Annotated in this window: 15 protein-coding genes; 9 read left to right on the forward strand and 6 right to left on the reverse strand. The window is 41.5% G+C overall.

Annotated features, from left to right (window positions below):
* The first annotated feature begins 19 nt into the window (after positions 1–19).
* Positions 20–853, forward strand: a complete 834-nt coding sequence (locus PQO01_RS19945; protein WP_274315989.1) for an ExeA family protein — start codon at positions 20–22, stop codon at positions 851–853.
* Here the strand turns inward: PQO01_RS19945 and PQO01_RS19950 are convergent.
* Positions 850–2,748, reverse strand: a complete 1,899-nt coding sequence (locus tag PQO01_RS19950) for a sensor histidine kinase (RefSeq protein ID WP_274315990.1) — start codon at positions 2,746–2,748, stop codon at positions 850–852. The two genes, PQO01_RS19945 and PQO01_RS19950, sit on opposite strands and share 4 nt — an antisense overlap.
* A gap of 230 nt (positions 2,749–2,978) precedes the next feature.
* Between PQO01_RS19950 and PQO01_RS19955 the strand changes: the two genes are divergently transcribed.
* The 4 genes from PQO01_RS19955 to PQO01_RS19970 all read left to right on the forward strand — a co-directional run bounded on the left by PQO01_RS19955 (position 2,979) and on the right by PQO01_RS19970 (position 6,548).
* Entirely contained in the window at positions 2,979–4,352 is a 1,374-nt protein-coding gene (locus PQO01_RS19955) for a sigma-54-dependent transcriptional regulator (RefSeq protein WP_274315991.1), read from the forward strand.
* Positions 4,353–4,516: 164 nt separating this feature from the next.
* Complete coding sequence (locus PQO01_RS19960) at positions 4,517–5,176, forward strand: sugar transferase (protein ID WP_274315992.1); 660 nt, start codon at positions 4,517–4,519, stop codon at positions 5,174–5,176.
* Positions 5,177–5,373: 197 nt separating this feature from the next.
* The gene (locus PQO01_RS19965) at positions 5,374–5,979 is read left to right on the forward strand and encodes a hypothetical protein (protein ID WP_274315993.1); all 606 of its coding nucleotides are present in this window, start codon (positions 5,374–5,376) and stop codon (positions 5,977–5,979) included.
* An 89-nt stretch (positions 5,980–6,068) separates the two neighbouring features.
* Positions 6,069–6,548 (forward strand): hypothetical protein, encoded by a 480-nt coding sequence (locus PQO01_RS19970; protein WP_274315994.1) that lies wholly within the window; start codon positions 6,069–6,071, stop codon positions 6,546–6,548.
* Positions 6,549–6,604: 56 nt separating this feature from the next.
* On the opposite strand, the gene PQO01_RS19975 is transcribed toward PQO01_RS19970, so the two are convergent.
* Complete coding sequence (locus tag PQO01_RS19975; RefSeq protein ID WP_274315995.1) at positions 6,605–9,628, reverse strand: DUF7133 domain-containing protein; 3,024 nt, start codon at positions 9,626–9,628, stop codon at positions 6,605–6,607.
* A gap of 393 nt (positions 9,629–10,021) precedes the next feature.
* Here PQO01_RS19975 and PQO01_RS19980 point away from each other — a divergent pair, with 393 nt between their 5' ends.
* Positions 10,022–10,564, forward strand: coding sequence for an RNA polymerase sigma factor (locus PQO01_RS19980; RefSeq protein WP_274315996.1), 543 nt, complete (start codon positions 10,022–10,024; stop codon positions 10,562–10,564).
* Positions 10,557–11,891 (forward strand): NPCBM/NEW2 domain-containing protein, encoded by a 1,335-nt coding sequence (locus PQO01_RS19985; protein WP_274315997.1) that lies wholly within the window; start codon positions 10,557–10,559, stop codon positions 11,889–11,891. The genes PQO01_RS19980 and PQO01_RS19985 overlap by 8 nt, the downstream gene beginning before the upstream one ends.
* Positions 11,892–12,077: 186 nt before the next feature.
* Here the strand turns inward: PQO01_RS19985 and PQO01_RS19990 are convergent, their stop codons facing one another.
* Positions 12,078–13,490, reverse strand: a complete 1,413-nt coding sequence (locus PQO01_RS19990) for a DUF1501 domain-containing protein (RefSeq protein ID WP_274315998.1) — start codon at positions 13,488–13,490, stop codon at positions 12,078–12,080.
* A 3-nt stretch (positions 13,491–13,493) separates the two neighbouring features.
* Positions 13,494–15,878, reverse strand: coding sequence for a PSD1 and planctomycete cytochrome C domain-containing protein (locus PQO01_RS19995; RefSeq protein WP_274315999.1), 2,385 nt, complete (start codon positions 15,876–15,878; stop codon positions 13,494–13,496).
* Between the two features lie 443 nt (positions 15,879–16,321).
* Here PQO01_RS19995 and PQO01_RS20000 point away from each other — a divergent pair, with 443 nt between their 5' ends.
* Positions 16,322–20,260, forward strand: coding sequence for a PVC-type heme-binding CxxCH protein (locus tag PQO01_RS20000; protein ID WP_274316000.1), 3,939 nt, complete (start codon positions 16,322–16,324; stop codon positions 20,258–20,260).
* A gap of 116 nt (positions 20,261–20,376) precedes the next feature.
* On the opposite strand, the gene PQO01_RS20005 is transcribed toward PQO01_RS20000, so the two are convergent.
* The gene (locus PQO01_RS20005) at positions 20,377–20,907 is read right to left on the reverse strand and encodes a hypothetical protein (RefSeq protein WP_274316001.1); all 531 of its coding nucleotides are present in this window, start codon (positions 20,905–20,907) and stop codon (positions 20,377–20,379) included.
* Positions 20,908–21,487: 580 nt separating this feature from the next.
* Positions 21,488–22,222, reverse strand: coding sequence for a helix-turn-helix domain-containing protein (locus PQO01_RS20010; protein WP_274316002.1), 735 nt, complete (start codon positions 22,220–22,222; stop codon positions 21,488–21,490).
* A 313-nt stretch (positions 22,223–22,535) separates the two neighbouring features.
* Between PQO01_RS20010 and PQO01_RS20015 the strand changes: the two genes are divergently transcribed.
* Positions 22,536–26,402, forward strand: a complete 3,867-nt coding sequence (locus PQO01_RS20015) for a PVC-type heme-binding CxxCH protein (protein ID WP_274316003.1) — start codon at positions 22,536–22,538, stop codon at positions 26,400–26,402.
* Positions 26,403–26,445: the final 43 nt, after the last annotated feature.

Below are 26,445 nucleotides of genomic sequence, written 5' to 3' on the forward strand. Positions count from 1 at the left end.
CAAAAAAATTGGTTTAAAAATGAATTTAATTCAAAATAAAATTAATTGCGCTTTCGAGACGGATCCTGATCCGAATTTCTTCTATGAAAGTTCGCAACATAGTGAAGCGATCTCTCGCCTACTGTACATCAGTAGTGATAGGGGAGTCAACATTGGCGTCTTAACTGGAGAAATAGGGTCTGGTAAAACATTGCTATGTAAACTCTATGCACGCTCAGTTGGCTACTCAAGTAGAATTGTTTACATACCTTCCTCCAACATACCCTACGAAGCTATTTTAGATACAATCATCTATCAGCTTAGCGGTGTGCGTAAAGCTAAAGAATGTAATATGGATCGTTATCTACTACATAATGAGTACGAAAAAATCCTCAATGACTACATAAGCTCCACTGGTAGTCACCTAATTATTATTCTCGATGAATGTCAAATGATTTCTACTGAGTGTCTGAAAAATTTAAAATGCCTTACCAACACTCAAGGACAGAGTTCTAAGGTTTCTCTAATATTTTGTGGGCAACCAGAATTCAATCAAACTCTGAATCAATGTCCAACTGTTGCCCAAAGAGTTGGCTTAATGTATTTTCTTCCCTACCTGAAAGAAGAAGATATTGCTCCATACATAAGCTTACGATTAAACCAAATTGGAAAAAAATCTATAATTGACGATAATGCCATAGGCATGATATATAGATTTTCGCGCGGTTGCCCAAGAGATATCAACAAAATATGTAAAATTGCGTTTGAATATATGGATAAAGTTGAGACCCTTAATTTCTCAAGTCAATTAATAGAAATGGTGATCAACGATATCCAACAACAAAAATTGTGTATGCCTATCCAAGCATTTTAGTTAACAAAGGGAATCATAATTGTAAAACTACAACCGAGCCCTGGATTTGAATCAAAACTAATACTTCCACCGTGTTTACCAACAACGAAATCGTGGGACAATGCTAAGCCTTGCCCCGTTCCAACTCCCACTTCTTTGGTAGTAAAAAATGGATCAAAAATTTTAGTTCTCACATTATCTTTAACACCAATTCCAGTATCAGATATCTTAATCACTATATTACGACGTTTCAAACTTGTCCTTAAAGTTATAAGCCCCAAGGTTTCAAAAGTTTGAGTTTTAATTTGTTCTTCAATTGCCTGTGCTGCGTTGATTATAATATTTATAAATGTCTGAGAGAGCAAGCCGGGGTAGCATGGCGTCTCTGGAATAGTTTCATCTAAAATAAATTTCACTTCTGCAAAGTTTTTCCACTGACTTTTTGTTAAAACAGTCGCCTCTTTTAATAGTGAGTTAATGCTATATAAAACCTTCTCTGATTTTGAAGGATGAGCCATAACTTTCATTGATTTTACAATTTCACTAACTTTATCCAAGCCCTCTAAACTTCCATCGATTGCTTGAGGAATTTCTTCCTGTATAAAATCAAGATCAATGTCTTCGGCAATATCAATGAGCCTTTGATCATGAATACTTTTTCCTACGTTCAGATATTGTGTGATGTCCTCGAAGCTATCTTTTAAGAAGACGCAATAGTTCCTGATATACTGTGTGGGAGTATTAATTTCATGTGCGACACCCGCTGCCAAGGTTCCCACCGATTCCATTTTTTGAGCCTGTAAAATCTGCTGTTGCATACGTTCTCGCTCACGAATATCTCGGATAACCATAGTGAAATAAACGACTTCTTCATAGCTGAAATGACTAATCGAAAGCTCAATAGAAATCTCATCACCATTCACATTTTTAAGAAACGTTTGTTCGACGCTTATAAATGTTTCCATTACATCATGACTGTAATCATCTAACTCTAAATTGGGCAGGAAACTATGACAAGTCATTTCCCCTTTATAATCTTCTGACAGAAATGTTAATCTACGGAAAGATGCATTGTATTGGATAATGTTCCCTTTAGAATCCGTACAAATAATGGCATCGGCAGCTGTTTCCATAATATTGACAATTCGAGCATTGGTATATTCACTCTGTCTAGCTTCTTGCCAAGCTTGTTCTTTGGCTTCCACTAAAGCAGTCACGTATTCGTTTATGCTTTCTGCCAAATGACATACTTCTACTGGAGGCTTATCAGATAGGTTTGCTTGATTAATACCGCCCTCTCGAGCTTGACTTGTTAACTCTTTTAAGGGTTTCACAATTGTGCGATTCGACCACTTCAACATAACTAATGAGAAAATTATAAATAGAGTCGGACATACATACGCCGTTAAGGAAAATAATTTTTGATATTCTTTAAGATTTGTTTTCTTTAAGTCAATCTCACTAGTCAATTGTGATTGTAAGTTAATAACTGGCAGTTCTAAATTATTCGCCATTTGTTTGATTTGATCAGAGATTTTCTCTGTATCAGTATGTTGATTTAAATTTGACGAAAAATCAGCACAGCGCTCTGCAATGATCTGCATTTGCTTACTCACTTTCTGAATATTTTCATTACCTGAATATTGTTGATTCAGGTAAGTCAGCGCTTTAATTTGATCTTCTATATTTCTCTCTAAACCAATAGATGGATTTTCTAGAAAAATCTCTAAAGTCTTTTTCCACTGATTCACTAGCAGCAAAGCTTCTTTTGTTTGTACCATATCTTGTCGTAACAATTGCAACTCAGCCTGCTCTTTGCTGATCATATTAGCTTTATAAAAAACTATACCAACTGCTACTCCTCCTACAAGCATACACGAAATCACCAACACGGTGGTATAAAAACTGATTCTCATGAATTCCGCCTTTCTTACTTAAACTTATCTCAATGATACTTAATCATCTAAAAACTATAATTCTTAAAGTGCTTAATCGTCATTAATATTGACAAAAAATGACAAAAAGTCCTCTGAAACACATAAATTATCGACTTTAGTAATCATACTGTGTAGTTTTTCGCATAAAAAATTGTGTCAATTAAGTGAAGATCATATTTTAAGGCTAATTATTAAATAGGAGTAAGACCTTGAGTAAAGAAATTTATTTTGTCGATGATGATAAGAACTTTTTACATGCCATGAAATTGATCATGAGAAAAACTTCCTTTAAAACCAAAACTTTTTCTGATCCCTTAGAGATGCTCTCAGAAATTGAAATCGGTTGGCAAGGAGTGGTTGTTACAGATATTAACATGCCCCTCATTGATGGTTTCGAAGTTCTCAGTAGACTTAAACAATTAGATGAAGGGATCCCTGTCATTGTTTTAACTGGCAATGGTGAAGTCGAAAATGTCCTTAAAGCACTCCGTGCTGGTGCTTACGATTTCCTAGAAAAACCCCTTTCAAAAGAATACCTTATTACATCCGCAAATAGAGCTTTAGAAAGACGTCAACTAACAATAGAAAACAAAACTTTACGCCAAAAAATCAATAAAAGTTCGGGACCTAAAGAATTCATTGGTCAATCAGCTTCCATGATTAGACTAAAAGATACTCTGAAAACTGTGGCCTTATCGGATGCGAGTGTCATGCTTATTGGAGAAACCGGTGCCGGGAAAGAAGTTATATCCAATTACATTCACCAGTGCTCTGATAGGACAAGTAAAAAGTTTACCGCAATTAATTGTGGGGCGATACCTGAAAACCTTATGGATTCAGAATTGTTCGGCCATGAAGTTGGAGCTTTCACTGGTGCTACGTCTGCAAGAAAAGGCAAATTCGAAGAATGTAACGGAGGTACTTTATTCCTTGATGAAGTCAACTCTATGCCTATGAGTATGCAAGTTAAACTCTTGCGCTTTTTGGAAGAGCGAGTCATCGAAAAAGTCGGTAGCAATAAATTAATCCCACTAGATGTGAGAATTATTGCTGCTTCACAAGCCCCTTTAAAAGAACTTGTAGAAAAAGGGGATTTTCGTGAAGACCTCTATTATCGACTCAATGTAATCCCCGTGAAAATCCCTGCTCTCAGAGAAAGACCAGACGATATCCCCCTACTCTTTAATCATTTCTTATTTCAATTTTGTACTCAATATAAAAGGGATCTTAGCGAGGCTTCTCCTCAAATCATTTCTAAACTTATCGCTTATAACTGGCCGGGAAATGTAAGAGAATTAAGAAATGTTGCTGAACGCTATGTTATAACTGGCACTCTTGCTGAAAATTTAAATGAGCCTAACAACCCTCAAGCAACGCAAGTTGACTCTCAATTCTCCAGTTCAGATGGTCTTCCTATCGGAGATAGAGTTGGACAGTTCGAAAAACACCTTATTGAAGAAGAGTTAAAAAAACAAAATGGCTCTGTAGTGAACACATGCGCTTCATTAGGTACACCTCGTAAAACCTTGTATGATAAAATGAAGAAGTATGACATTAAACCCGCCGATTACAAAAATGGGTGAATAACCACATTTTTGAGCGTAACTTTAATCGCACTTGGGAAGTTTAACCAAAACATTTAAAAAGTCCTAACATACTTATAATAATATATATATACATAAACAAATAACTATTGGCATGACTTATTTTAACAGTTCCTTAATAAATAATATTAAGGAAAACAAAAATGCAACTAACCAAAGTTTTATCAAATTTTAATGACAATGTTCAGCCTCAAACCGTTAACTACGTTAAGTTTAAAAGAATTTTAGATATATCAGTGTCCGCTATAGCTATAATTCTTTTAAGTCCACTGTTGATTTGTACGGCTGTAATAATCAAATTAGTCTCACCTGGACCTTTATTATTTTGGCAAAAACGCGCAGGGCTAAACGGCAAAACAATTATGTTTCCAAAATTCAGATCCATGTATGTAGATGCAGAAGAACGAAAAGCTGCTCTAATGGCCCAGAATATGCATAAAGATTCAATTACATTTAAAATGAAAAATGACCCCAGAATCACTCCCATCGGACGTATTATTCGTAAATACAGTATCGATGAATTACCCCAACTCTTTTTAGTATTGAAAGGCGACCTCAGCTTAGTTGGCCCTAGACCTGCCACACTTGACGAAGTTGAGCAATACTCCAACTTCGAACAAAAACGTTTAAGTGTAACACCAGGACTTACCTGTATTTGGCAAATTAGTGGCCGTGGAGACATTCCCTTCAATGAGCAAGTGATCATGGATTATACTTATATCTGCGAAAGAAGTTTATATACTGATATAAAAATACTCTTCCAAACCGTACCCGCAGTTCTAAACGGTAAAGGAGCCTACTAATAAAATTAAATAGCCCCTATTACTTCCTGTAACATCCACACATAAGTCACCGCTTTCATTAGCGATTAAATGACATCATCAAGATTTATTGATGATTATATTGAATTTGCGATCAGGAAATACATTTATTGAGAGACTCCTCGGGATATTTTAAAAAATGTTCAAGCGGCTCATATTTGAAATAAAGTAGTAATTAAATGGATATTGCCTTAGTTATGCTAGAGTCTTGGATGCTGTGGTTTATACCACCCTTGGCATTCTGTCTCTTGATCAAAACAAAAAGTACTTACGAAAACTACATGCCAGTCATATCCACCGTGATCATGGCCTTTACGGGGTACTTGCTAGGCAACATGATTGAGCTCGGACATTGGTGCATTCCCTGCGTACTTAGTGCAGTTCTTGCACTCAGTACGCTACTGCTCAGTCGTATCTACCCAAAAGTTGGCTCTTTTCTATTTGCTTTCTTTTTTCCTTTCCTCTTTTACCCTTTGGCTTGGACTATGCTTCCAGGCATGCCAGAACTTGAGCTTTTTGTTATCTTTAGTCTTTGGGGACTTCTTCAAGCATCCCGCGCCCTCAAGTGGAAAGATAATTACAACTCCACCTTCACTAAAGCTTTTGCCAGTGCTCTAGTTCTACAAAGCTCCATCTTAATCCTTCCGAGAATCAATTTGTTAAAAGAAGACACCTTCATTAGCTTCGAAAATACTTATCATTTCACTTGGTTTGTGCTCTTTTTCTTGCTCATCATCTTTTCTAAATTATTCGATAAAGAAAGGCCCACGAAAAAGCCCACTTAATTCACCAAACATTCGCCTGCTTTTCACAAACTAGCCCCCGCACAAATTCTCCTCAGCTTTTATTCTTGTATAAACACAGGAGAATTTAAATGAAATTTACTCGCACTGATTTATTTGCTATTCTTGCCGCCTTCGCATTCTTAGGCTTATTATGCGCCATGGTACTTCCCGCATTAGGAACTGCTTCTCGTTGTTGTAACACAAAAAGGTGTACGAATAATCTCAAACAAATTGGCACCGCTATGATAATGTATTTCTCCGATGGCTCAGAAACAATCATGCCTAATAATGAGGGTAGTCGTCACTTAGAAATGAGTGACTCCATGGTTCAACTCTTTGAGATAGACGCCACATTACTCAGTTGTCCTGTTAAACGCCAATGTCCACAATACGAAAGTGTTTACATCACCCAAGAAGGAATTGCAGGCAACTCTATAGACGATTTCGAAAATCCCGACTCACGCATCGCTATGGATGGCGATGAATATGGCCAAACTCAAGTTCATGCAACAGGACTAAAAATGAATGTCTTGTTTGGTGATGGGCACGTTGAAAGTGTTGCTCCCTAAATAACTGCCTTGATCAAAAGAGTCCATTTCTCGACTCTTTTGATACAATGCTGAAATTACTTTTTAGAATCCATCGATTTTAAGTATTCAATTAAATCAGCAAATTGCTGCAGGCTTAGACCATCAACAAGATGAAGTGACATCATATTGAGTCCCGGCTCAACTTTCTTGACCTGCGTTGCATCAAGCGTAGTTGCGATGCCCGCAATATTGTGTAAAACCACTTGTTTGGCGTCTTTTTTCACTAAAGTCCCCAAATGACTTGTACCATCATTCATCTGAATTGTAACCCAAGACTTTGCGATGCTCGCACCCGGTTTAATGATCGATTCCGCAAGCTCAGATTTTGTCATCTTCCCAAGCTTTGTAAGGTCGGGACCTTTGACGACTTGTCCGTGTTCGATATTGTGACAACTCACACAGCCCACCGTTTTAATGATCTCTTTACCTTTTTTCTTATTGCCCTTATTCTTCGACAAGTAGATCACCACATCTTCAATAGCCGATTGACCAACTTTGGCATCACCCGCTTTCTTGGTTTTTTGATCTACTTCCACTTTTGATTTTCCATCGAGATTGCAACGATTCTTCGCCAGTTCAGCTTCTATTGCTTGGCTCTCTTGCCCGCTATGACTTGCTAAATAAGCCTTCAAGACTCCGCCAATGCGCTTTGATTCTTGCCAATTTGTCGGCTCAAAATAAGGTCCTCTTGGGTCAGGTCGCGTACTCCACCAAGTGCTGCCATCCCAATCGACATCCTTTTGCTGAAGGCGCATAAGTACGCTATAAATCTGCTTTTTAAGTTCTTTGTCGGCTGAAGCTAAGCGTTTGATTAAAGCGTCGACCACTAACTTATCATGCATGAATTTCATGGTATTTAGCGCGGCACTTTGTTGATTTTTATCATCGCTATTTAAAGCTTGAATCACCGCTTCATATGCCTTCATATTTACCAAAGCCTGACGTGCCATATGTGGTAGGATAATAGCCGGATTGGGAGTTGAACACAATGTTTTGGCATCTTTTGAGCTAGTCGATTTTTGTGAAGGTTTCTTCGCCACCGGGCTCACAATAAACTTAACTGCCGACTGCTTCTGCGCACCTGAACTTAAGATCCCTTTTGCAGTAAAACTTTTGGCTCCTTTAGGAAGTTTGTATTCAATCGTCGAATACGCATGAGTTCCAATTCCTTTAAGAACCTCGCCCTTCAAATTTTTCAGCTCTTTAGCCTGACAATCTTTATTCACTAAAGTTTTGCCCCATCCACCTTTAGTCTGCTTCCACTTCACAGAACTTAGGTCAATTTTTTGACCATTATTAAGAATCACCGTAGGTTCAATCCAAGCTGCGTGATCTCCGCCATTACTTCCTTGGCTATCAACAATCAGAAATAAGCTTTTATAATCACTTAAATTAGCTTTTATGTCAACCGAATTATTTTTATATGTTACTTTTGGTGATGCAAACTCTTTACCTTTTGTAAGGACTTTACTCTTTACTTTTTCTTTAACTTCAACAGGCACCATCATTTTTATTTGTGGCGGTTTTGCAACTGCTAGTAATGATTCTGCCGCACTGAACTTGGCAATTCTTCCTAGAGCCACACTAGCCGCCACTTGCACTCGAGGATTTTCATCCTGAAGATACTTGGCGATCAATTTTACATTGGCTTTTTGATTGTAAGTTTTCCTATCCCCCATTAGGCGAATTGCATGCTCACGCAAATCTTTATTAGCAGATAATTTTTCCAATATAGCTAAGGCTTTGACTTCACCTAATTGCGCTAAGGTATAGACCGCGGCTACACGTGCCTCAAGAGTTTTTGCGGACTTCGCTAATTGCTCTAAGTCTTGTAGGTAAGATTGATCCTTTCGTGCTAAAATTTCTTGTTGAGCGTAAATTCTTGCCGTAAAACTCTCTGAGTCAATAAAGTTTAAAAGCTCTGATTTTGTGACTTTTGTTAAATCTGGAAAGGCTTTGTATTGCCAACCCTCTGGAACATAACGCTCCACAAAGCCCTTTTGTGAATTCCCCTTATAACCCGCGCCAGCCCATGCCGCAACATACATCCTTCCAGAGGCATCCACATCCAAGTCTGCCACCTGAGAAACTTTGAGGAAGTTTTTTGGTGTGTCGGTAAATGAAGGGCCATCGGGCTTCACATCGTGAATATAAATCATTGAACGTCCCCAATCCGCCATCAGGGGCTTATTATTATATTCCTTTGGCCATCCTGGTTCTTGAAGGTAGAGAGCTCCCGTGCCAGAGCCTCCTCCATACATTCCCAAGGCTGGGATCATGTCTTCGATAAAGTTTTTGTATAAACAAGGGTAACCATATTCACCTGATTGGATGTAGTGACTGAAGCGCACCCACCAGCCCACGCCATCATTAGTATTTTCACGTGAAAAGACATTCATAAATGGATCAATGGCGACATCGTAGACATTTCTTGTTCCATGAATAAACATTTCTAGTTCCTGGCCATTGGGGCGTACGCGAGCTACTCCGCCTCCATAACAAGTCAATTTTTTTCCATCTGTACCTTGTGCATCAACAAAACCAAAATCACCTACCGATATATACAGCCAACCATCAACGCCTAAACGTATATTATTCGTGCAGTGATCCGCACCACGACTCTGAACAAACTTCGGATTGCCAATGCCTTTGACGAGAATTTCCCCTGGCCCATCGGCGACACCATCATTATCAGCATCCGTAAACACCGTGATGTCTTGACCATAAACCTTGCCATCCTTTTGATTACAGTGCAGAACTATCAATTTATCGCCGATGGAAACAATACCGCGAGGATTATCAATCACCACATAATCCGTAATTTGATCCGCAACTCCGTCATTATTTGTATCGCGCAAACGTTTGATAACACCCATATTTATTTTCTTGCCGAGTGAACCCTGTTGGTCAACACCCACAAATACATCCCCATAGGGTGAGGCTGCAATGACTGCAGGTGAAGGTGTTTTGCTTTGATCAGCATACAGCGTTTTTTCGAACTTCTGCCCGAAAGTTGGTAGGCTAGCTACCATGAGTGAAAGTGTGAGCCATTTTTTCATATGTATTGTCAATCCTATTGGCAAAAATTAGTTAGAAAATTATCAAAAAATCGTCCTCGTGAAAGAATGTCATCTTTATGAGCACTTATCTTGTAAACATTTATATCTATTTTCTAAGTCGGCGAAGGGCCCTCTTAACAGCTCTAAGAAAAATAGTCTAAAATTCCCCAAACTACTTTCTCTTCTCCGGACTCTAGCAATTAAGTTTTCTCCTAAAAGCCAGTAAAATTAATTCATGATATGAGTCGATTATTTTCGCCATATGGACTCTTTGTACTCACATAAAGCATGAAAGGCACTAAAATTTCTTATTAAAAACTTTTGCGATGACCGCAAGATTTGCATTCCTTCGCGAAATCTTTTATAAAGTAATAAATATTACGGGATGCTTACATGAACGAACTCATTAATGAAATACGCCAGGGCCATACGGATAAATACCGCCTACTCGTGCGTCAACTCGCTCCTTCCTTGCGCTCTTATTTAGCAGGGCGTCTAAGTGACTTTCACCTCGTTGAAGACCTTTCTCAAGAAATTTTTATTGCCGTCTTTCAATCCCTAGATAAATTCGACTCCAAATACGATTTTCGCAGCTGGTTTTTTACCATCGCAAGAAACAAACTCAATTCTCATTTGAGAAAAACTTACTCCAAGAAAAACCTCAAATTTGCCTTTGAAGAAGAAATTCAAAATCTCGTTGCCGAAGTCTGCGATGAAGACCCGGATCGCGAACGCAAACTCGAACACATCCAAACTTGCATTGCCAAACTTCCTGAAGAGGCTTTAGATATTATTAAATCCCGTTACTACACAAACGAAACTGTAATCAGCTTGGCTGAACGACTCAATAGTACTGAAAATGCCATCAGTTCAAAACTCTTTAGAATTAGAAAAAATATCAAAGACTGTCTAAGCACAGAATTACGTCATGAATAATCAACAAAAACTCACCATTGAAAAATACCTGGATGGTGAGCTCTCTGAACAGGAACTCATCAGTTTTCTCGAAGAACTTCGCGAAACGCCCGAACTCGTCCATGAACTCAATCTCGCCATGGAAATCAAGGGGCTCATTTTCACTTCTCAGCACCCAAATTTTGACACTTTAGAGGAAGAAGTACTCAATCACTTGGACACGGATACTTCCAGTATGGAAGATCAAATCATGGCGCAAATCCCTGAATCAAAAACCCTCAAGTTCCCAAAGTGGTTTAAACTTGCGATCGCCGCACAAATCATCCTAATCCCTCTCCTCTTTTTCATCCTCTCTCCTATTCAATCAGCGACAACACCAGCTGTACTTATTGGGCACGTGGAAAAAGTTGGCTTCGATAGCTTTGTATTGCGCGGAAAAGAAAAAGTCAATATCCGCAAAGGCGACCCGCTCTTCAGTAAAGACCAAATCTACGTTCAAAATGAAAGCTCTTTGGGCATGAAATACCTCGATGGCTCAACGCTTAAATTCTCCAGTCAGTCCTTTGTCCGCCTAACGGATATCAAAGGTCAGAAACGCGTCGAGCTCTTCTCTGGTGTTCTAGATGCAGACATCGCAAAACAAGCACCCGGCAAAGATATGATCATCACTACCGAACACTCGGAATGTGAAGTCATTGGCACGCAATTCACACTCTCATCCTCCAATGTATCATCTCTCTTAGACGTTAGTGAGGGTGCCGTGCGCTACAATAAGGTGAAGAGCGACAATTCCGTGATGGTTGAAGCCGATCACTATGCCTCTGCTAGCCCAGATGAATCTCTTGAATTGAGTAAAAGTACTAAGCCTCTATATCAAAGTCCCATTGTCACCTATTTTACACCCGAGAAGAAAGTTTCCATAGAAGTCGAACTCCACGGAGCGCGTTCACTTTACCTTGTAGTTAGCAATGGTGGCAATCACAAGCTGCATGATCACTCCGCCTGGATTGATCCAAAAATTATTGGACCTGCTGGTGAAATAAGCTTAACTGAGCTCCCCATGAAAGTTGCCAAAGCCGGCTATGCTGAAGTCGAAGTGAATAGTGGTATTTATGGTGGCCCCTTACGTGTCAACGGCATGGATCACCCCATTGGCATTGCGGCTCACGCCACATCTGTGGTCGCTTGGGATATCCCTCCAGGTTACAACACCTTTACTGCCGATGGCGTTATTTTAGATAGTGCCAATCAACGCAATAATCCAAGTCATCATGAATCAGTACAATTCGAAGTCTACACCTCGATTCCAGAGAAAAAGCTTAAGCGCCTTCTTATTCGCAAACGTTGATTTTTTAAGATAAAGAATCGGCGTGACAAATAAAGTTCTATTTTGAAGAGGCTGTGTAAAAAACTCTCTTATGTGCAGAGCACCGATAGGAAATAGCCTATGGTGCAGCCACAGCTTTGAATGAAAAATGTATCTAAGGTGCAAAGTACCGACACAAAGTATTGAATATGTGCCGGACTTACAGCCCTAAGACAAAATGCCTTGAACCACTTCCGCTGGATTCACCCCAGTCAACTTAACGTCTAAGCCCTGAAATGGGAAAGTCAGTTGATTGTGATCTAAGCCAAGTTGCCAAAGCATGGTTGCATGAAGATCGCGAACGTGCACGGGTTTATCGACGATATTGTAAGAAAAATCATCTGTTTGACCATATTCAATACCGCCTTGTATACCACCGCCTGCGAGTAAAGTAGAGAAGCAGCGAGGATGGTGATCACGACCATATTTGTCTTTCGTAATATTGCCCTGACCATAACAAGTTCGTCCAAATTCACCTACCATCACAACTAAAGTATCTTCCAGAAGTCCTCGTTGTTTTAAATCTTTGATGAGTCCCGCAGTCGGCTGATCGACATCGCGGCATTGACCATCCATATGTGTGGGCAGGTTACTATGATGATCCCATCCACGGTGAAAGAGTTGGATGAAGCGAACATCACGCTCCGCCATTCTACGCGCCAGCAAACAGTTACGGGCATAAGAACCTTGATTCATCACCTCTGGACCATAGAGATCCAAAGTGGCTTTGGATTCCTTGCTGATATCCGTCAAATCAGGTACCGATGTCTGCATGCGATAGGCCATTTCCTGCTGTGCTATTGTCGTTTGGATTTCAGGGTCGTGGAGCTCATTAAAGTGCTTCTTATTGAGCTTCCCAACTGTGTTAAGCATGCGTCTTCTGATGGAAGAACTCACTCCATGGGGATTAGAGAGGAAGAGAACGGGATCACCTTTACTCTGAAAAGATGTTCCTTGATGTTTGGAAGGGAGACAACCACTGCCCCATAGACGTGAATACAAAGCTTGTACATTTGTTTTTCCACTCCAATAAGCGGAAGGCAAGACGATGAAATCTGGTAAATCCTTATTCATTGTCCCCAAACCATAACTGAGCCATGAACCCATACTAGGATTGCCAGGAAGTTCTGTACCCGTACAAAACATTGTTTTCCCAGGGTCGTGGTTAATGGACTCTGTATAGAGTGACTTAACGAGGCAGAGGTCATCCATCACACCACCGAGATGCGATAGGCGTTCACTCATGAAAATACCGTTAGAGCCGTAACGTTTAAAATTATACTTGGAAGGGGCTACGACCTTCTTGGCATTTTTTGTCATGGCCGTAAAGCGCTGATTGCCGATCACTGATGGAGGTAATTCTTGCCCCGCCAGTTTATGCAAATTGGGTTTATAGTCAAACAAATCCAACTGACTCTGACCACCAGCCATAAAAAGCATGATAACGCGTTTGGCTTTGGGTTTATGGTGAAGGCCTTTAGCTCCTCCTGCGGCGACTAAATTCTGTGGTAGCATGGCACCAAGAGCACCCATGCCCATGGATCCAAAAAAGGAGCGGCGTGATAAATTAAATTCTGACATGTCTTACTCCCTATTTTTGGTGATATCTAAGTTATAAAGTGTGTTGATCAACATGGTCCAAGAGGCCAGTTCAACATGATTTTGGTCTTGAGGAAATTTGAGGTTTTGAGCCATTTGATTACTCAGATCCTGATCTCCTTTGTAACCCATTCTCATATCATTGAGAAGGTCTTTCAATGAATCCACTTCCTCCTGATCGGCAAGCTTACAGGTCACGCGTTCATAGGCTTCTTTTACTTTTTCCTCATCGCTCTTTTGACTATCCTTCATGAGCTTCATCGCCAAATGTGAGGCTGCCTTTAAGTATTCTGGTTCATTGAGCAAGAGCAACGCCTGCAGGGGTGTATTTGTGCGCTCTCTGCGGGCTACGCAATACTCGCGACTAGGGGCATTCATAATTGTCATTTGCGGCGGTGGCATACCTCTTCTCCAGTAGGTATAAACGGAACGGCGATAAATGGCATCACCGCTATCGGGCTTGAAGCGCTCATTACGCATACTAACTGCTGCCCATAGACCATCTGGCTGAGGCGGTTTTACACTTTTCCCATACATTTGCGGCTTTAGCAAACCACTACTCACTAGGATATTATCGCGTATCACTTCGGCATCTAAGCGATAGCGAGCGCCCCTAGCCAACAAGCGGTTTTCAGGATCATTTTTGTATTGATCCTTGGTGGCTAAAGAGGACTGCCTATAAGTTTCTGACATGACGATCATCTTCATCAACTTTTTTATGTCCCAGTTGGATTCAATGAACTGAATTGTCAGGTAATCCAGTAATTCCAAATGGCTTGGTGGTTCACCCTGAGCGCCAAAATCCTCGGAAGTTTTCACTAAACCCACACCAAAAATCTGCTGCCAGAAACGATTGACCGCAACGCGAGCCGTTAAAGGATTATCCTTGGCTAAGAACCAATTCGCCAGGTCCATTCTTGTTGTTGTGCCTTGGTCTTTTTTAATTGAGCCAAAGAATTCAGGGATATCGCGCTCAACTACTTCTCCTTTTTGATCGTACTCACCGCGATTGAGCATGTAAGATGGACGTATTTCTTTGCGCTCTTTCATCACCATGGCTGCGTTTAAGGAATGTAAATAAGAATTATATTGCTGTTGTACTTTTCTTAAGTCAGTTAGCTTGCTCTGCATTTCTTTTTTCTTCACCTCATCTTTTTCACGTCTCACGGCACGATGAAGTTTATCAATTTCCGGTTTTACTTTGTAATACGCCTTCTTCAAGTCAGCTAACTTTTGCTTCTCGTCATCAGTTCCCAAAATAATAAAGGGCTCTTGTAAGCCATTAACGGGACCAGCAATTGTCTCTGGATTGCCATCGAGGTTATTAAAGAATGCGAACATCGCATAAAAATCTTTTTGTGTGATGGGATCAAATTTATGATCGTGACATCGGGCGCACTGCATAGTCAAACCCATAAATGCCGTACTCACTGCCGTCACACGATCAATCACATTTTTGGTGTAACTCTCCTCTGGAAGAGCTGTTCCTCTGTCAATAATTAAATGAAGACGATTAAAGCCTGAGGCAATAAGTTGGTCATCTGTAGGTTTTTCATAGAGATCGCCCGCCAGCTGATACTTGAGGAAATCACTATAGGGAAGGTTGGTGTTGAAAGCTCTAATAATCCAATCGCGATAAGAATAGATGTTTCTGTAAAAATCTTTGTGCATCCCATTAGTATCAGCAGCTCTAACGAGGTCGAGCCAGTAACGGGTCATGTGCTCGCCATAACTAGGTCGAGCTATTAAGTCATCCACTAATTTCTCGTAGGCATGTTCACTCGTATCATTTTCAAAAGCTTTGATTTGCTCTGGGGAAGGCGGTAAGCCAGTGAGATCAAAGCTTAAACGGCGGATGAGAGTTCTTTTCTCTGCCTGCTTTGAAGGTTGAAGCTTATTATCCTCTAAGCTAGCAAGGACGTGCTTGTCTATTGGCGAATTTCCCCAATCAGTTTTTGATTTCTCAGCTTCTTTTTCCTTAGGCAGTTCAAAAGCCCAGTACTTTTCGTATTTTGCACCTTGCTCGATCCATGTTTTTATGAGTTCTTTTTCTTTGTCCGTCAAAGGCTTTTTGTGTGAATCAATGGGTGGCATGATGTCGTCTTCGTCATCAGTAATGATGCGTTCCCAAACAGTACTCTTCTCAAGGTCGCCTGGAACAATACCGAACTTGCCACGGCGTTCGCGATACGCGCCATCATCGCCTTCAGCAATATCGAGACGTAGTTTTTTCTTACGATCATGTTTATCAGGACCATGGCAGTGAAAACAGCGATCGGATAAAATGGGTCGTATATCCTTATTAAAGTTAATCTCTTTTGCCTGCAGTGAGCTAATGATAAAAAAGCTGCTTAGTATTAATCGTTTCATTATTCTCCTTGTAAATTGATAATTAAATCATGTTTAATGAAATTAATTGCCCCAATATTTATAATTTTGACTAAAAACCAAAATAAAATTCATTGATTGATTGATTGATTGAAATGTATCTACATTAATAGTCGCAGTCACAAACCCTATCTTGCGCCCTCCACAGAAAAAAATGAACTTTTTATAAAAAAAACTCATTATTGAATTTAATACCCCCCGATCTCAAAATCATGCTAAGTCAATAAATAAACTCTCTGTGAATGAAATAATTATGGCTAAAAACTAGCTAAAGATTATTCTTTAGTCATAAAATTAGAGAAAAAGGAACTAAAACCTCCTGTCCCTAGCACCAACTCATACAAAAAAATTTAATTATGATGACGCAAGATTGTATACTTATTGCGTATTAACTAAGTAGTTAACGAAATTATTAGGAGCTTTTCATGTTAAAAAAACTTATCGCCTTTACTTGCTTGGCCGCATGTTCACTCGCCGCCGACAAGGCCAAAGTTATTCTCATTGCCGGACAAGATAGTCACGGCCCCGGAGATCACGAATTCCTCGCGGGCTGCACCATCTTAAAAAATAAACTCGATGCCGCTATGGGCGATAAAATTGAAACCATACTCGTCGAAAAAAATTGGCCTGCAGATGAAAAGGTTTTTAATGATGCAGACGCGATAGTGATTTACTCCGATGGCCTCGGTCGTCACCCAATTAAGGATAAGCAAGCCTTTATTGGCAAGCTCATGGACAAGGGCGTTGGCTTGGCAATGATGCACTTTGCCTGTGACGTCCCAAAAGGCGAACAGGGCGAAAACTTTAAGAAGTGGATTGGCGGCCACTATGAAACACGCTGGTCAACAAATCCTCATTGGACATGTGATTCCATTCTTCATAAAACTCACCCTATCTCCAAAAGCGTCAAAGATTTTTCGGTCAATGATGAATGGTACTTTAACATGCGCTGGGCTGATGAGCCCTTTCACACCGATATCCTCAAGGGTGTGCCAGATAAGGTGGCTCGCTCAGGCAAGAGCTCTCACCCCCGCGGTCCCTACAAACACATAGTTGATGCCGAAGGTCGCGCCGAGACACTACTTTGGGCTGTTGAACGCAAAGACGGTGGCCGTGGCTTCGGTTTTACAGGTGGCCACAATCACGAAAACTGGCAAAATGATGAATACCGTAAACTCATTCTCAATGCTATTGTTTGGCTCGCTAAAGTTGAGGTCCCTAAGGGTGGCGTCCCCTCTGCGACTCCTTCAGATACAGAACTGAATCACATGACAAAAGCTGACCGCGGTGTCATCAAAAAGAAAAAAACGGCACCCAAAAAAGCCGCTAAAGCTCAAAATAAAAAATCACCCTTCCTCTACCACAGTAAGACTCTAAAAAAAGATCAATCTGTAGAGATCTCTGTCGACCTCAAGGGACGTAAGACTTTTGCTCTCTTTAACGGCGATGGTGGCGACAACATTAATTTTGATCACGCCATATGGATCAATCCTCGTCTCGTAGGCCCTAAGGGTGAACTTCCCCTCAGTAAGCTTAAATGGACTAAGGCTAAAGCTGGATGGAAAAGTCCCCAAATTGGTAAAACCGCTGAGGGTAAAGACTACCTCATAAATGGCAAAAAAGTTGATAATGTTATCGGTACTCACGCTGCCAGTTCAATTGAATATAAAATTCCCGCAGGTTACCATACTTTTAAAGCTACTGGCCAGCCTTGCACTGGCTCAAAGAATCAAGCAACTCTAAGTTTTGGCATCACTCCTTCTTTCATTGATCCAAAATCAATTGCTCCTGCTCCCAAAGAAACGACTGTCCCTCTTGACATGTTCGATGTCTATGAAGATCTAGAAGTTACTAAATGGGCAACGAGCCCCATGTTCTACAACCCAACTAATATGGACATTGATGATAAGGGTCGCATTTGGGTCGCCGAAGGTGTGAACTACCGTAACTTCCGTAAACCGAACATCACTATAAAGCATCCCGAAGGTGACCGCATCATGGTTCTTGAGGATAGTAATAATGATGGTAAAGCAGACAAAAGCCATGTTTTTGTTCAGGACAAGGAACTCGTTGCTCCTCTCGGCGTTTCCGTCATTGGCAATAAAGTCATTGTGGCTCAGCCTCCTTCACTCATTATTTATACTGATATCAATGGCGATGCCAAATTTGATCCCAAAGTTGATAAAAAAGAGCATTTTTTAACAGGATTTAGCGGCTTGGATCACGATCATAGCTTACACTCAGTCACATTTGGTCCCGACGGCGAATACTACTTCAACCAAGGTAACGCAGGCTACTCCGAAGTTACGGATAAAGATGGTTTCACTGTTCGTGCTGGCAGCTCATATACAGGCGGTTCGCCTCACAACACCAGTAATAAGCAAGGGAAAGTAAGTGACGATGGTTTTGTTTATGTTGGTGGTTTTGCTGCACGCATCAAACCTGATGGTACTGGTCTCTCGGTTATCGGTCACAACTTCCGCAATAGCTATGAACAAACTGTCAGTAGTTTTGGCGATGTCTTCCAAAACGACAATGATGATCCCCCCGCTTGCCGTACAACCTGGCTCATGGAGTATGCTAACATGGGTTTCTCCTCTGCTGATGGCACTCGCAAATGGAAATTAGATCAACGTCCTGGACAGGATGTACCCACCGCTGAATGGCGCCAAGAAGACCCTGGCACGGCACCAGCAGGAGATGTCTATGGTGGTGGTGCTCCAACGGGAATCACTTACTATGAAAATGGGGCTTTAGGCAAGAAATATGAAGGCATGCTACTCTCAGCCGAATCCGTTAAGCGAGTCATCTACGGCTATTTCCCAAAAGCAAGCGGAGCAGGTTTTGATCTTACGCGTTTTAACTTCTTCAATTCTAAAACGGGTGGTATAAGTGACTGGTTCCGTCCCTCTGATGTCGCTGTTGGCTCCGATGGCGCCATCTATGTCGCTGACTGGTTTGACCCAGGTGTGGGTGGACACGCCATGCGTGACGCTTCTGGTAGCGGTACAATCTATAGAATTGCTCCCAAAGGCTTTAAACCCGTCAATCCTAAAATTGATGTCTCTACTATCGAAGGTGCGATTGCGGCTCTCAAGAGCCCTAATATCAACGTTCGTTCCATGGGTTTCATCAAACTCAAAGAAGAAGGCAGTAAATCCCTTCCTGCCCTGAAAGCAATGCTCAATGAGGAGAACAAGTATTTCCGTGCTCGCGCTGTTTGGCTTCTCTCACAAATTGGTGGTTCAGGTCTCAATGCTGTAGAAACTTTACTCAAGCATGATGATGCTCAAACTCGCATTGTTGCTTACCGTGCCCTTCGCCGTCAAAATCACAAGTTCTGGGAAATTTCTGCGGAACTCGCAAGTGATTCCTCCATGGCTGTTCGTCGTGAAGTGGCTCTAGCTATGCGTAATCATAGCTTTGAAAAGACTCATAAAATCCTCTTGGAGATTGCTCGTGGTTTTGACGGTAAGGATTCGTGGTACCTAGAAGCTTTAGGAACGGGTTGCGCTAAAAAAGAAAAAGATATGTATGATTATTTTCACACCAACCTTCTCCCTGGAAGCGCCCTTTCCTGGTCGCCTGCTTTTGCTAAAATTGCTTGGCGTTTGCATCAACCCGCTGCTCTTAGCGATTTCCGCAAAAGAGCCTTTGCAACTGAACTCAGTTTTGACGAACGCAAAGAAAACTTGGTCGCCATTGCCTTTACGGACACTAAGGAAGCCGCTCAACTCATGCTCGAAGTGGCCAATCAAGGCCCCAGCGACAGCAAAGAGCTCGCAACTTGGTGGATCAATAATAAAAACCGTTCAACTTGGAAAGATTATAACTTAACGGCTCAACTCAAAGCTAAGGAAACTAAGAAAAAGACACTGGATCTCTCTAAGCACCTTACTAAGAGCAATGGCAAGTTACCTTCCATTAAAGAACTACTCAAACTCAAGGGTGATGCTAAAAAAGGTGAAGCCATTTTCCATGGTAAAGCTATTTGCTTTAGCTGCCACAAAGTAGGTAAGCGCGGTATGGAAGTCGGTCCCAACCTTTCAGATATCGGTGGGAAATTCGGCAAGGACTATCTTCTTGATTCTCTGATCAATCCATCAAGTGCTATTTCCTTCGGTTATGAAACGGCAAATATCACCACAAAAGCGGGCAAGGAATACAAGGGTTACTTCATTGATTCTGACTCTGATCCACTGGTGATTCGCGATTTAGCTGGCAACCGTAGCAACTTGGCGAAAAAAGATATCGCCAAGAAGGAAATGATGAAAACATCCATCATGCCTTCAGTGAAAAATCTCAACCTCAATGCCCAGGAAATTGCCGACCTCACGGAATACCTGAGCACTCTGAAAAAGTAATACTCCACTTACTTTTAAATAAAGTTTAAAATCTATGGGCTGTACTCTTCGGGGTACAGCCTTTTTTGGCTTTCACCAGTTTGATTATTTCGTCAAAAATATGACTTAAGTCTTGTCTAACCTAAATGATTGGCCTCAGTTCTCACTTGATCTACGTCGTCGAGATAATCCATGTAATGAATGTGCTCACCATCAACGAGGAAGCCCCATTCGCCTTCTTTGTCTCCGGTATGAACGAGTGACCAAGTATCTGGCTCAATTGATTTCACGCAGTGATAAGTATCGGCCGTGATCATATTGGAATCAAACGGCTTAACGGTCTTGAGACCGGCTTGAGTTTCTTCAACATAACCACCGCTTAAAATTGTCGAGCGACCCGCCCAGGGGTGATTGTGTAAATGTTTATCATCATCCGGCTTGAGGAAGTGATGCAGCAGGAGACTATTTCTCGATGAATGCGATCCCTTCGTCCCTGGCTGAGGTTCATTAACCCAAAAACGAACCAAGTAAATTTCGTCGTTATTACGCCCTAAAATCTCTCTATACCAGCCTTTTTCTAGTGACTGATAAGCTAGGTCAATCCAGTAAGGACGATCCGCTTTAGTCGCCTCTACTTTGAGCCAAGATATATATTGTTCCAGATTCATATTTGTCCTTAAAAATTTAATGCCCGTAAAATACCACTTTTTTGAAATAAGCCAGTGGAGGCAAGGACTTAAGAACTATGTTTTTAATTTATTTTCCTCAATCATGCAAAAGTCGAGGACTAGATAACAGAAAGCTTAGACTACTTCCACTAATTCATTACTATACTTTTTTTCATGCTCTACATAAATTATAGTTTCGCAATACCATTAAATTGAGAGGTCATTAAAATTAAACTAGCTCTCGCCAAGTCGCCAAGGAACTAAGTTTTTTATCTGAGCTAATCTTGTGACTCTGTGGATGGATATTTTAGGGTTCAAAGACCCCATGTAATTAGGGGTTCCCAACTGAGCTTTCGCGATAGGCTATTAGTCAATAGAAAAATCCCCTTATATTTTAATCACTCACTTGGCGACTTCGCGCCTTTGCGAGAAATATTAATTTACGGAATCCATTTTTCCTTCCCTCATAGCCCTAGGCTTTTAGAATACCCTCGGGATCATTCATCTCATTAGTGACTTTTAAAATTAAACTAGCTCTCGCCAAGTCGCCAAGGAACTAAGTTTTTTATCTGAGCTAATTTTAAGAACTATGTTTTTTGATATATTTTAGTGGTGTGGTGCCCACTTGTTTTTTAAAGTGTAGGTTGAAGGCACTTTGATCATAAAAACCTAGATCTGTGGCCACTTCGATAATGGTCTTATTCTTAGACAAGAGCAGATCACAAGCCTTTAAGATCCGTAGTTTGATGATGTACTGATGTGGTGTGCTCTTAAAAATTTGCTTAAAGCGTTTTTCAAATGGGCGAACTGAAAGGCCACATTCTCTAGCGAGTAATTTGTTAGAAATTTTTTCAGTATAATGCGCTTTTATGTATTCCAAAGCTTTGGCGATTTCCCCTAATGGGCGCCCTAATTTACCGGAATTTTCATAGGTCTGCATGATACCATAGAGCCCCAGAACTTCACCTGCCTTATTAAATAAAGGAATTTTCTTGGTCACAAACCAACTTAGGTCACCGAGGTAATTGGGAAATAATTCAACAATGCCTTCTTTAACTTCACCTGATTCCATGACTTGTAAGTCATCTTCACGATACTGCTCGGCCAACTCTACAGAATGAATATTGAAGTCATCTTGAGCTTTTAGCAATTCTTCCACACTCGAAAAGCCACAATGCTGTGCAAGTCGAGGGTTCGCCCACAGTAATTCACATTGACGATTTTTAAGAAAAAATAGCACCCCTTTTATATCATCAAAGACATGGAGGAATTCTTTCGACATCAGACAATCATCTAATAGACTTATGTGTTTCATTGTAATTTTCACCAAAAATATTCATTCTTAACGTGCCCAGACACCATACAAAAGCTAGTGAGCTTCGCCTTAAGACTACTATGATCACAGGAACATTCAAGATCAACACTAAACGCTATTATCCTAAAAATTAGAGTGTTTCATCCAAGTTTTTACAAAAAACGAGCCCTATAATTAGTATCTATTTAAAGTATTCTTAGCAAGGGGCAAAACCTGACGCTTGCAGATAAAACCATGTCCTTTTTAGACATTTTATATACCTTAAAAAACACCTATAGTTTAACCAGTCATTATACAAGGGAATAATTTTAGCATGAAGCTCTTAGTTCACCTACTCATCATCAGCATCAGTTTAGCCAGCACTCTCGAAGCCAAGGTAATCAAAGCCATTTTCATTAGCGGTGGGGGACCGACAACTGACTCTGGTCACAATGGCCGCATCAATCATCATAAATTGATTCCTCATTTTCTAAGCAATAACATAGAACTGACTTACACTTCCGATAAGGATGACCTCAATCCCGAGACTCTAGCAAAATACGACGTAGCGATTCTCTATTTAAGTGCCCCAAATGATAAACCTGAGCGCGTCAAAGCCCTTATAGATTTCGTTGAAAAAGGTGGTGGTTTTGTAGGTGTCCACAATACTTGCGGAGCTTTCGACGGTGACCCGTCTTTTGTTTCTCTCATTGGGGGGGAATTCAAAGGTCACGGTAGCGGATGGTTCACCGCCAATCATGTCAAAGGCATGGAAGATCACCCTGCCCTCGGTGGCATCCCAGAGTTCCTCACCTGGGACGAAACTTACGTACACAAAAATTTAAATGACGACCGAACTGACCTCCAAACTCGCGACGACAAAGGCCGAACCGAGCCCTGGACATGGATCAGAAATCAAGGAAAAGGTCGAGTTTTTTACACCGCCCACGGTCACAACAATATTGTATGGGACAATCGTTTTTTCCAAAAAATGATTACCGCTGCGACTATCTGGACTTCCAACAAAACTGTGTCGCCTAACAAAGACATTCCCATCCTGACTTATATCGACGACCTCAACAATGACCTCCATAATCACGAAGGCCGCAAAGACCCTCAAATGATTCAGGAACAAATCAGTCCCCAGGAATCAGCCAATTGTCTCGTGTTGGAAGATGGTTTCGAAGCTCAGCTCATTGCCCACGAACCCGACATCGTGAATCCCATCGACATCACCTGGGATGATCGCGGCCGCATGTTTGTTGCTGAAACAGTTGAGTACCCGACTATACCACAAGGAAAAGGTAAAGATCGCATTAGAATCTGTGAAGATACAGATGGCGATGGCGTCATGGATAAATTCACGACTTTTGCCGAAGGCTTTAAACTACATACAGGAATATGCTGGGTTAATGGTGGCATCATCCTCGCCCAGGCACCTCACATGTATTTCCTTAAAGATACCGACGGCGACGACAAAGCCGATGTGATTAAACAAATTAATACTGGCTGGGGGCTTGGTGATCTTCATGGTGGTCCAAACAACCTTAAATACAGCTTCGATAATTACATCTATGGCTGTATCGGTGGTGGAGGTCATGTAGATGAGAATGGCGGCAATCGTTTTTCCGCTGGAATCTGGCGCATGGATGTAGATGGCAGTAACTTTACACCCATTAGTAATCTCGGTGATAACAGCTGGGGACTTGGCTTTAGCGAAGATTTCGAGATTTTTGCGTCTTCCGCAAACAAGGGCCCAGCTAAACATATCTACGCTCCCTACCCGTATTTCGATGCCGTGGGCCTTAAGAAATCACCCGCCAACCCCATTTTTGATCACTGGACTTTTTACCCCCTTACCATAACGCGCCAGGGTGATCAATTCGGTGGTTATACTGCCGGCTCTAACTTTGATATTTACACAGCTCGTTCTTTCCCGGAAAAATACTGGAATAAAGCCGGTTTTATCGGTGGTCCTACAGGTAAACTTCTTGGCCAATATTTCCTCGAACCCGATAATCAGGGCAGTTACCACGCTCGTAATGGTGAAAGTCTTGTCGCCAGTTTCGATGAATACACCGCTCCGATCAAAGGCATAACCGGCCCGGATGGTCAGCTCTATATGCTTGACTGGCATAACCTCATCATGCTTCACGGTGGCGAAATGCAAAACCCACTTCGCGACAAAACTCACGGCCGAATTTACCGAATCACTCACAAAGACGGCAAGCCCAATAAGGTTCTTGATTTAAGCAAAGCAAACACCGCCACACTCGTAGACACCTTCAACAACCAGAACCTCTTCTGGCGCATGATGGCTCAACAGAAGATTGTTCAGCAAAAGCGTATGGACGCCATTCCTCTGCTCATTGAAATGGCGAAATCCAAAGAGATAGTTGACCTCGATTCCAATCCGGCAGTGATCCACGCGCTCTGGTCACTCCACGGCCTAGGCCAATTAGACGGCTCAAATTCCGAAGCTCTCAAGGTAGCTCAAGAAGCCCTACAACATCGCTCTGCTGCTGTACGTAAAAATGCTGTCCGCGTTCTTCCACCAACAGAAGAAAGTACAAAGCTACTCACGGCTATGCTCAATGAGCGCGATGCCAATACACTCCGTCACATACTGCTTACTCTGAGCATAATGCCACCCTCATCTGAGACAGGCCAAGTTCTCTACAAAGAAGTCAAAGCAAAAGTTAACGGCAAGAAGCCTCTAGCTCCTCCTTTCAATCTTGCTTTTGTTCGTCATGGGGCTTCCCTCGTTGACCAATTCATTACCGATCTACCTCTGCGTGATCGCAGCAAAGAAGGCGTCCTTGAAAAAGTAGAGACGAAAATCGAAAATCTCATTAAAAACCCAAGCTTTAAAGATAAACGCAAGGACAAAATCGATAGGTGGATCCTTAAAGCCCACCGTAACAAAACCGCAGTAAGCATGAACATCGACACCAATGTTACTCGAGAAGGAAAATACTCTGTGCGCGTTGAATCTAAAACTGGTGGTGGAGCCGAAATTCTGCAAATTCCGCGACTGGAACCAGGCCAATATCTCTATTCCATGTGGGTAAAAATGAAAGACTTCAAGTCAAATGAACGTGGCGTCTATTTACGTGCAGCAGGTCGTGATGTGGTGGAAGCCACAAGCGAAATGCTACAGGGCAACAAAGATGAATGGACCAAAATCCAGGTTAATTTCCGAGTAAAAGCGACTTCAGGAGCTCTACTCTTTGGCCTATTCGGTGGCTGGACAGATGCCACTGGTACCGTTTGGTATACCAATCCTGAGCTCATTCAATTATCCTCTGAAAAAGTTGTCAAAAAAGTAACCGCTATTGAAAGTTTACTCACTGCCCAGGCCGTTGAAAAAAGTGCTGATGAAGTCATTAAAATCGTCAAGTTGATTAACACTCGCAGAGAGAAACCAACAGAACTCTTCATTAAAGGACTCGAGAATGTTAAAGGCATGACTTTTAGTGATGAACAAATCAAAGAGCTCAAAGCACTTGCCGACGACGCTGCACCTGCAAGCAAAATGCCCCTGGCAATTTTCTCTTCCAATAACAGCATCGATATCGGCCTCAATGAACTCGCTAATAGTCTAACGGGCTTCGAAGCTGCCATCGTTGAAGGCGATGCCGAAAAAGGAAAGATATTGGCAAAAGCCTGTATTGTTTGTCACGGTGAAGACTTCTCCGGTCATGCTGCCGAACGCGCACCTTCTTTGTCACAATTATCTGACTGGTACCTACAAAGCCAGATGCAGAAATTCAAGCAGGGAATTCGCGGCGGCGATGTCAGTGACCCTGATGGCTACGCCATGAATATCTTGATGCAGGATTACTCTACCCAGCAAATGGCAGACCTAGCGGCTTATATTCGCACGAAAACGTTTAAACAGCCTAAAATCACTCTTGACGGCGATCCAGTAAAAGGCAAAACACTTTACAATAGTTGCTTTGCCTGTCATCAGCCCGATGGCGATGGACTCAAAGCTCTAAAAGCTCCCGCGATTGCCGGACTCCCAGATTATTATACCGTTAAGCAACTTCACAATTTCAAACATGAACTTCGTGGCAGCGGTAACGGTGACAAAGAAGGAAAAATGATGCAGGCTTCGGCCAAGTTACTCAAAGATGAGCAAGCTATGAAGGACGTCGCCGCCTACATCAGCACACTGCAGGTCAAAGAAAAGAAATAAACTGGGTACGCCAAGCACCTGCTTCCATGAGAAGGCATTTGCA

It is taken from the genome of Lentisphaera marina, assembly GCF_028745505.1.
GTDB classification, from domain to species: domain Bacteria; phylum Verrucomicrobiota; class Lentisphaeria; order Lentisphaerales; family Lentisphaeraceae; genus Lentisphaera; species Lentisphaera marina.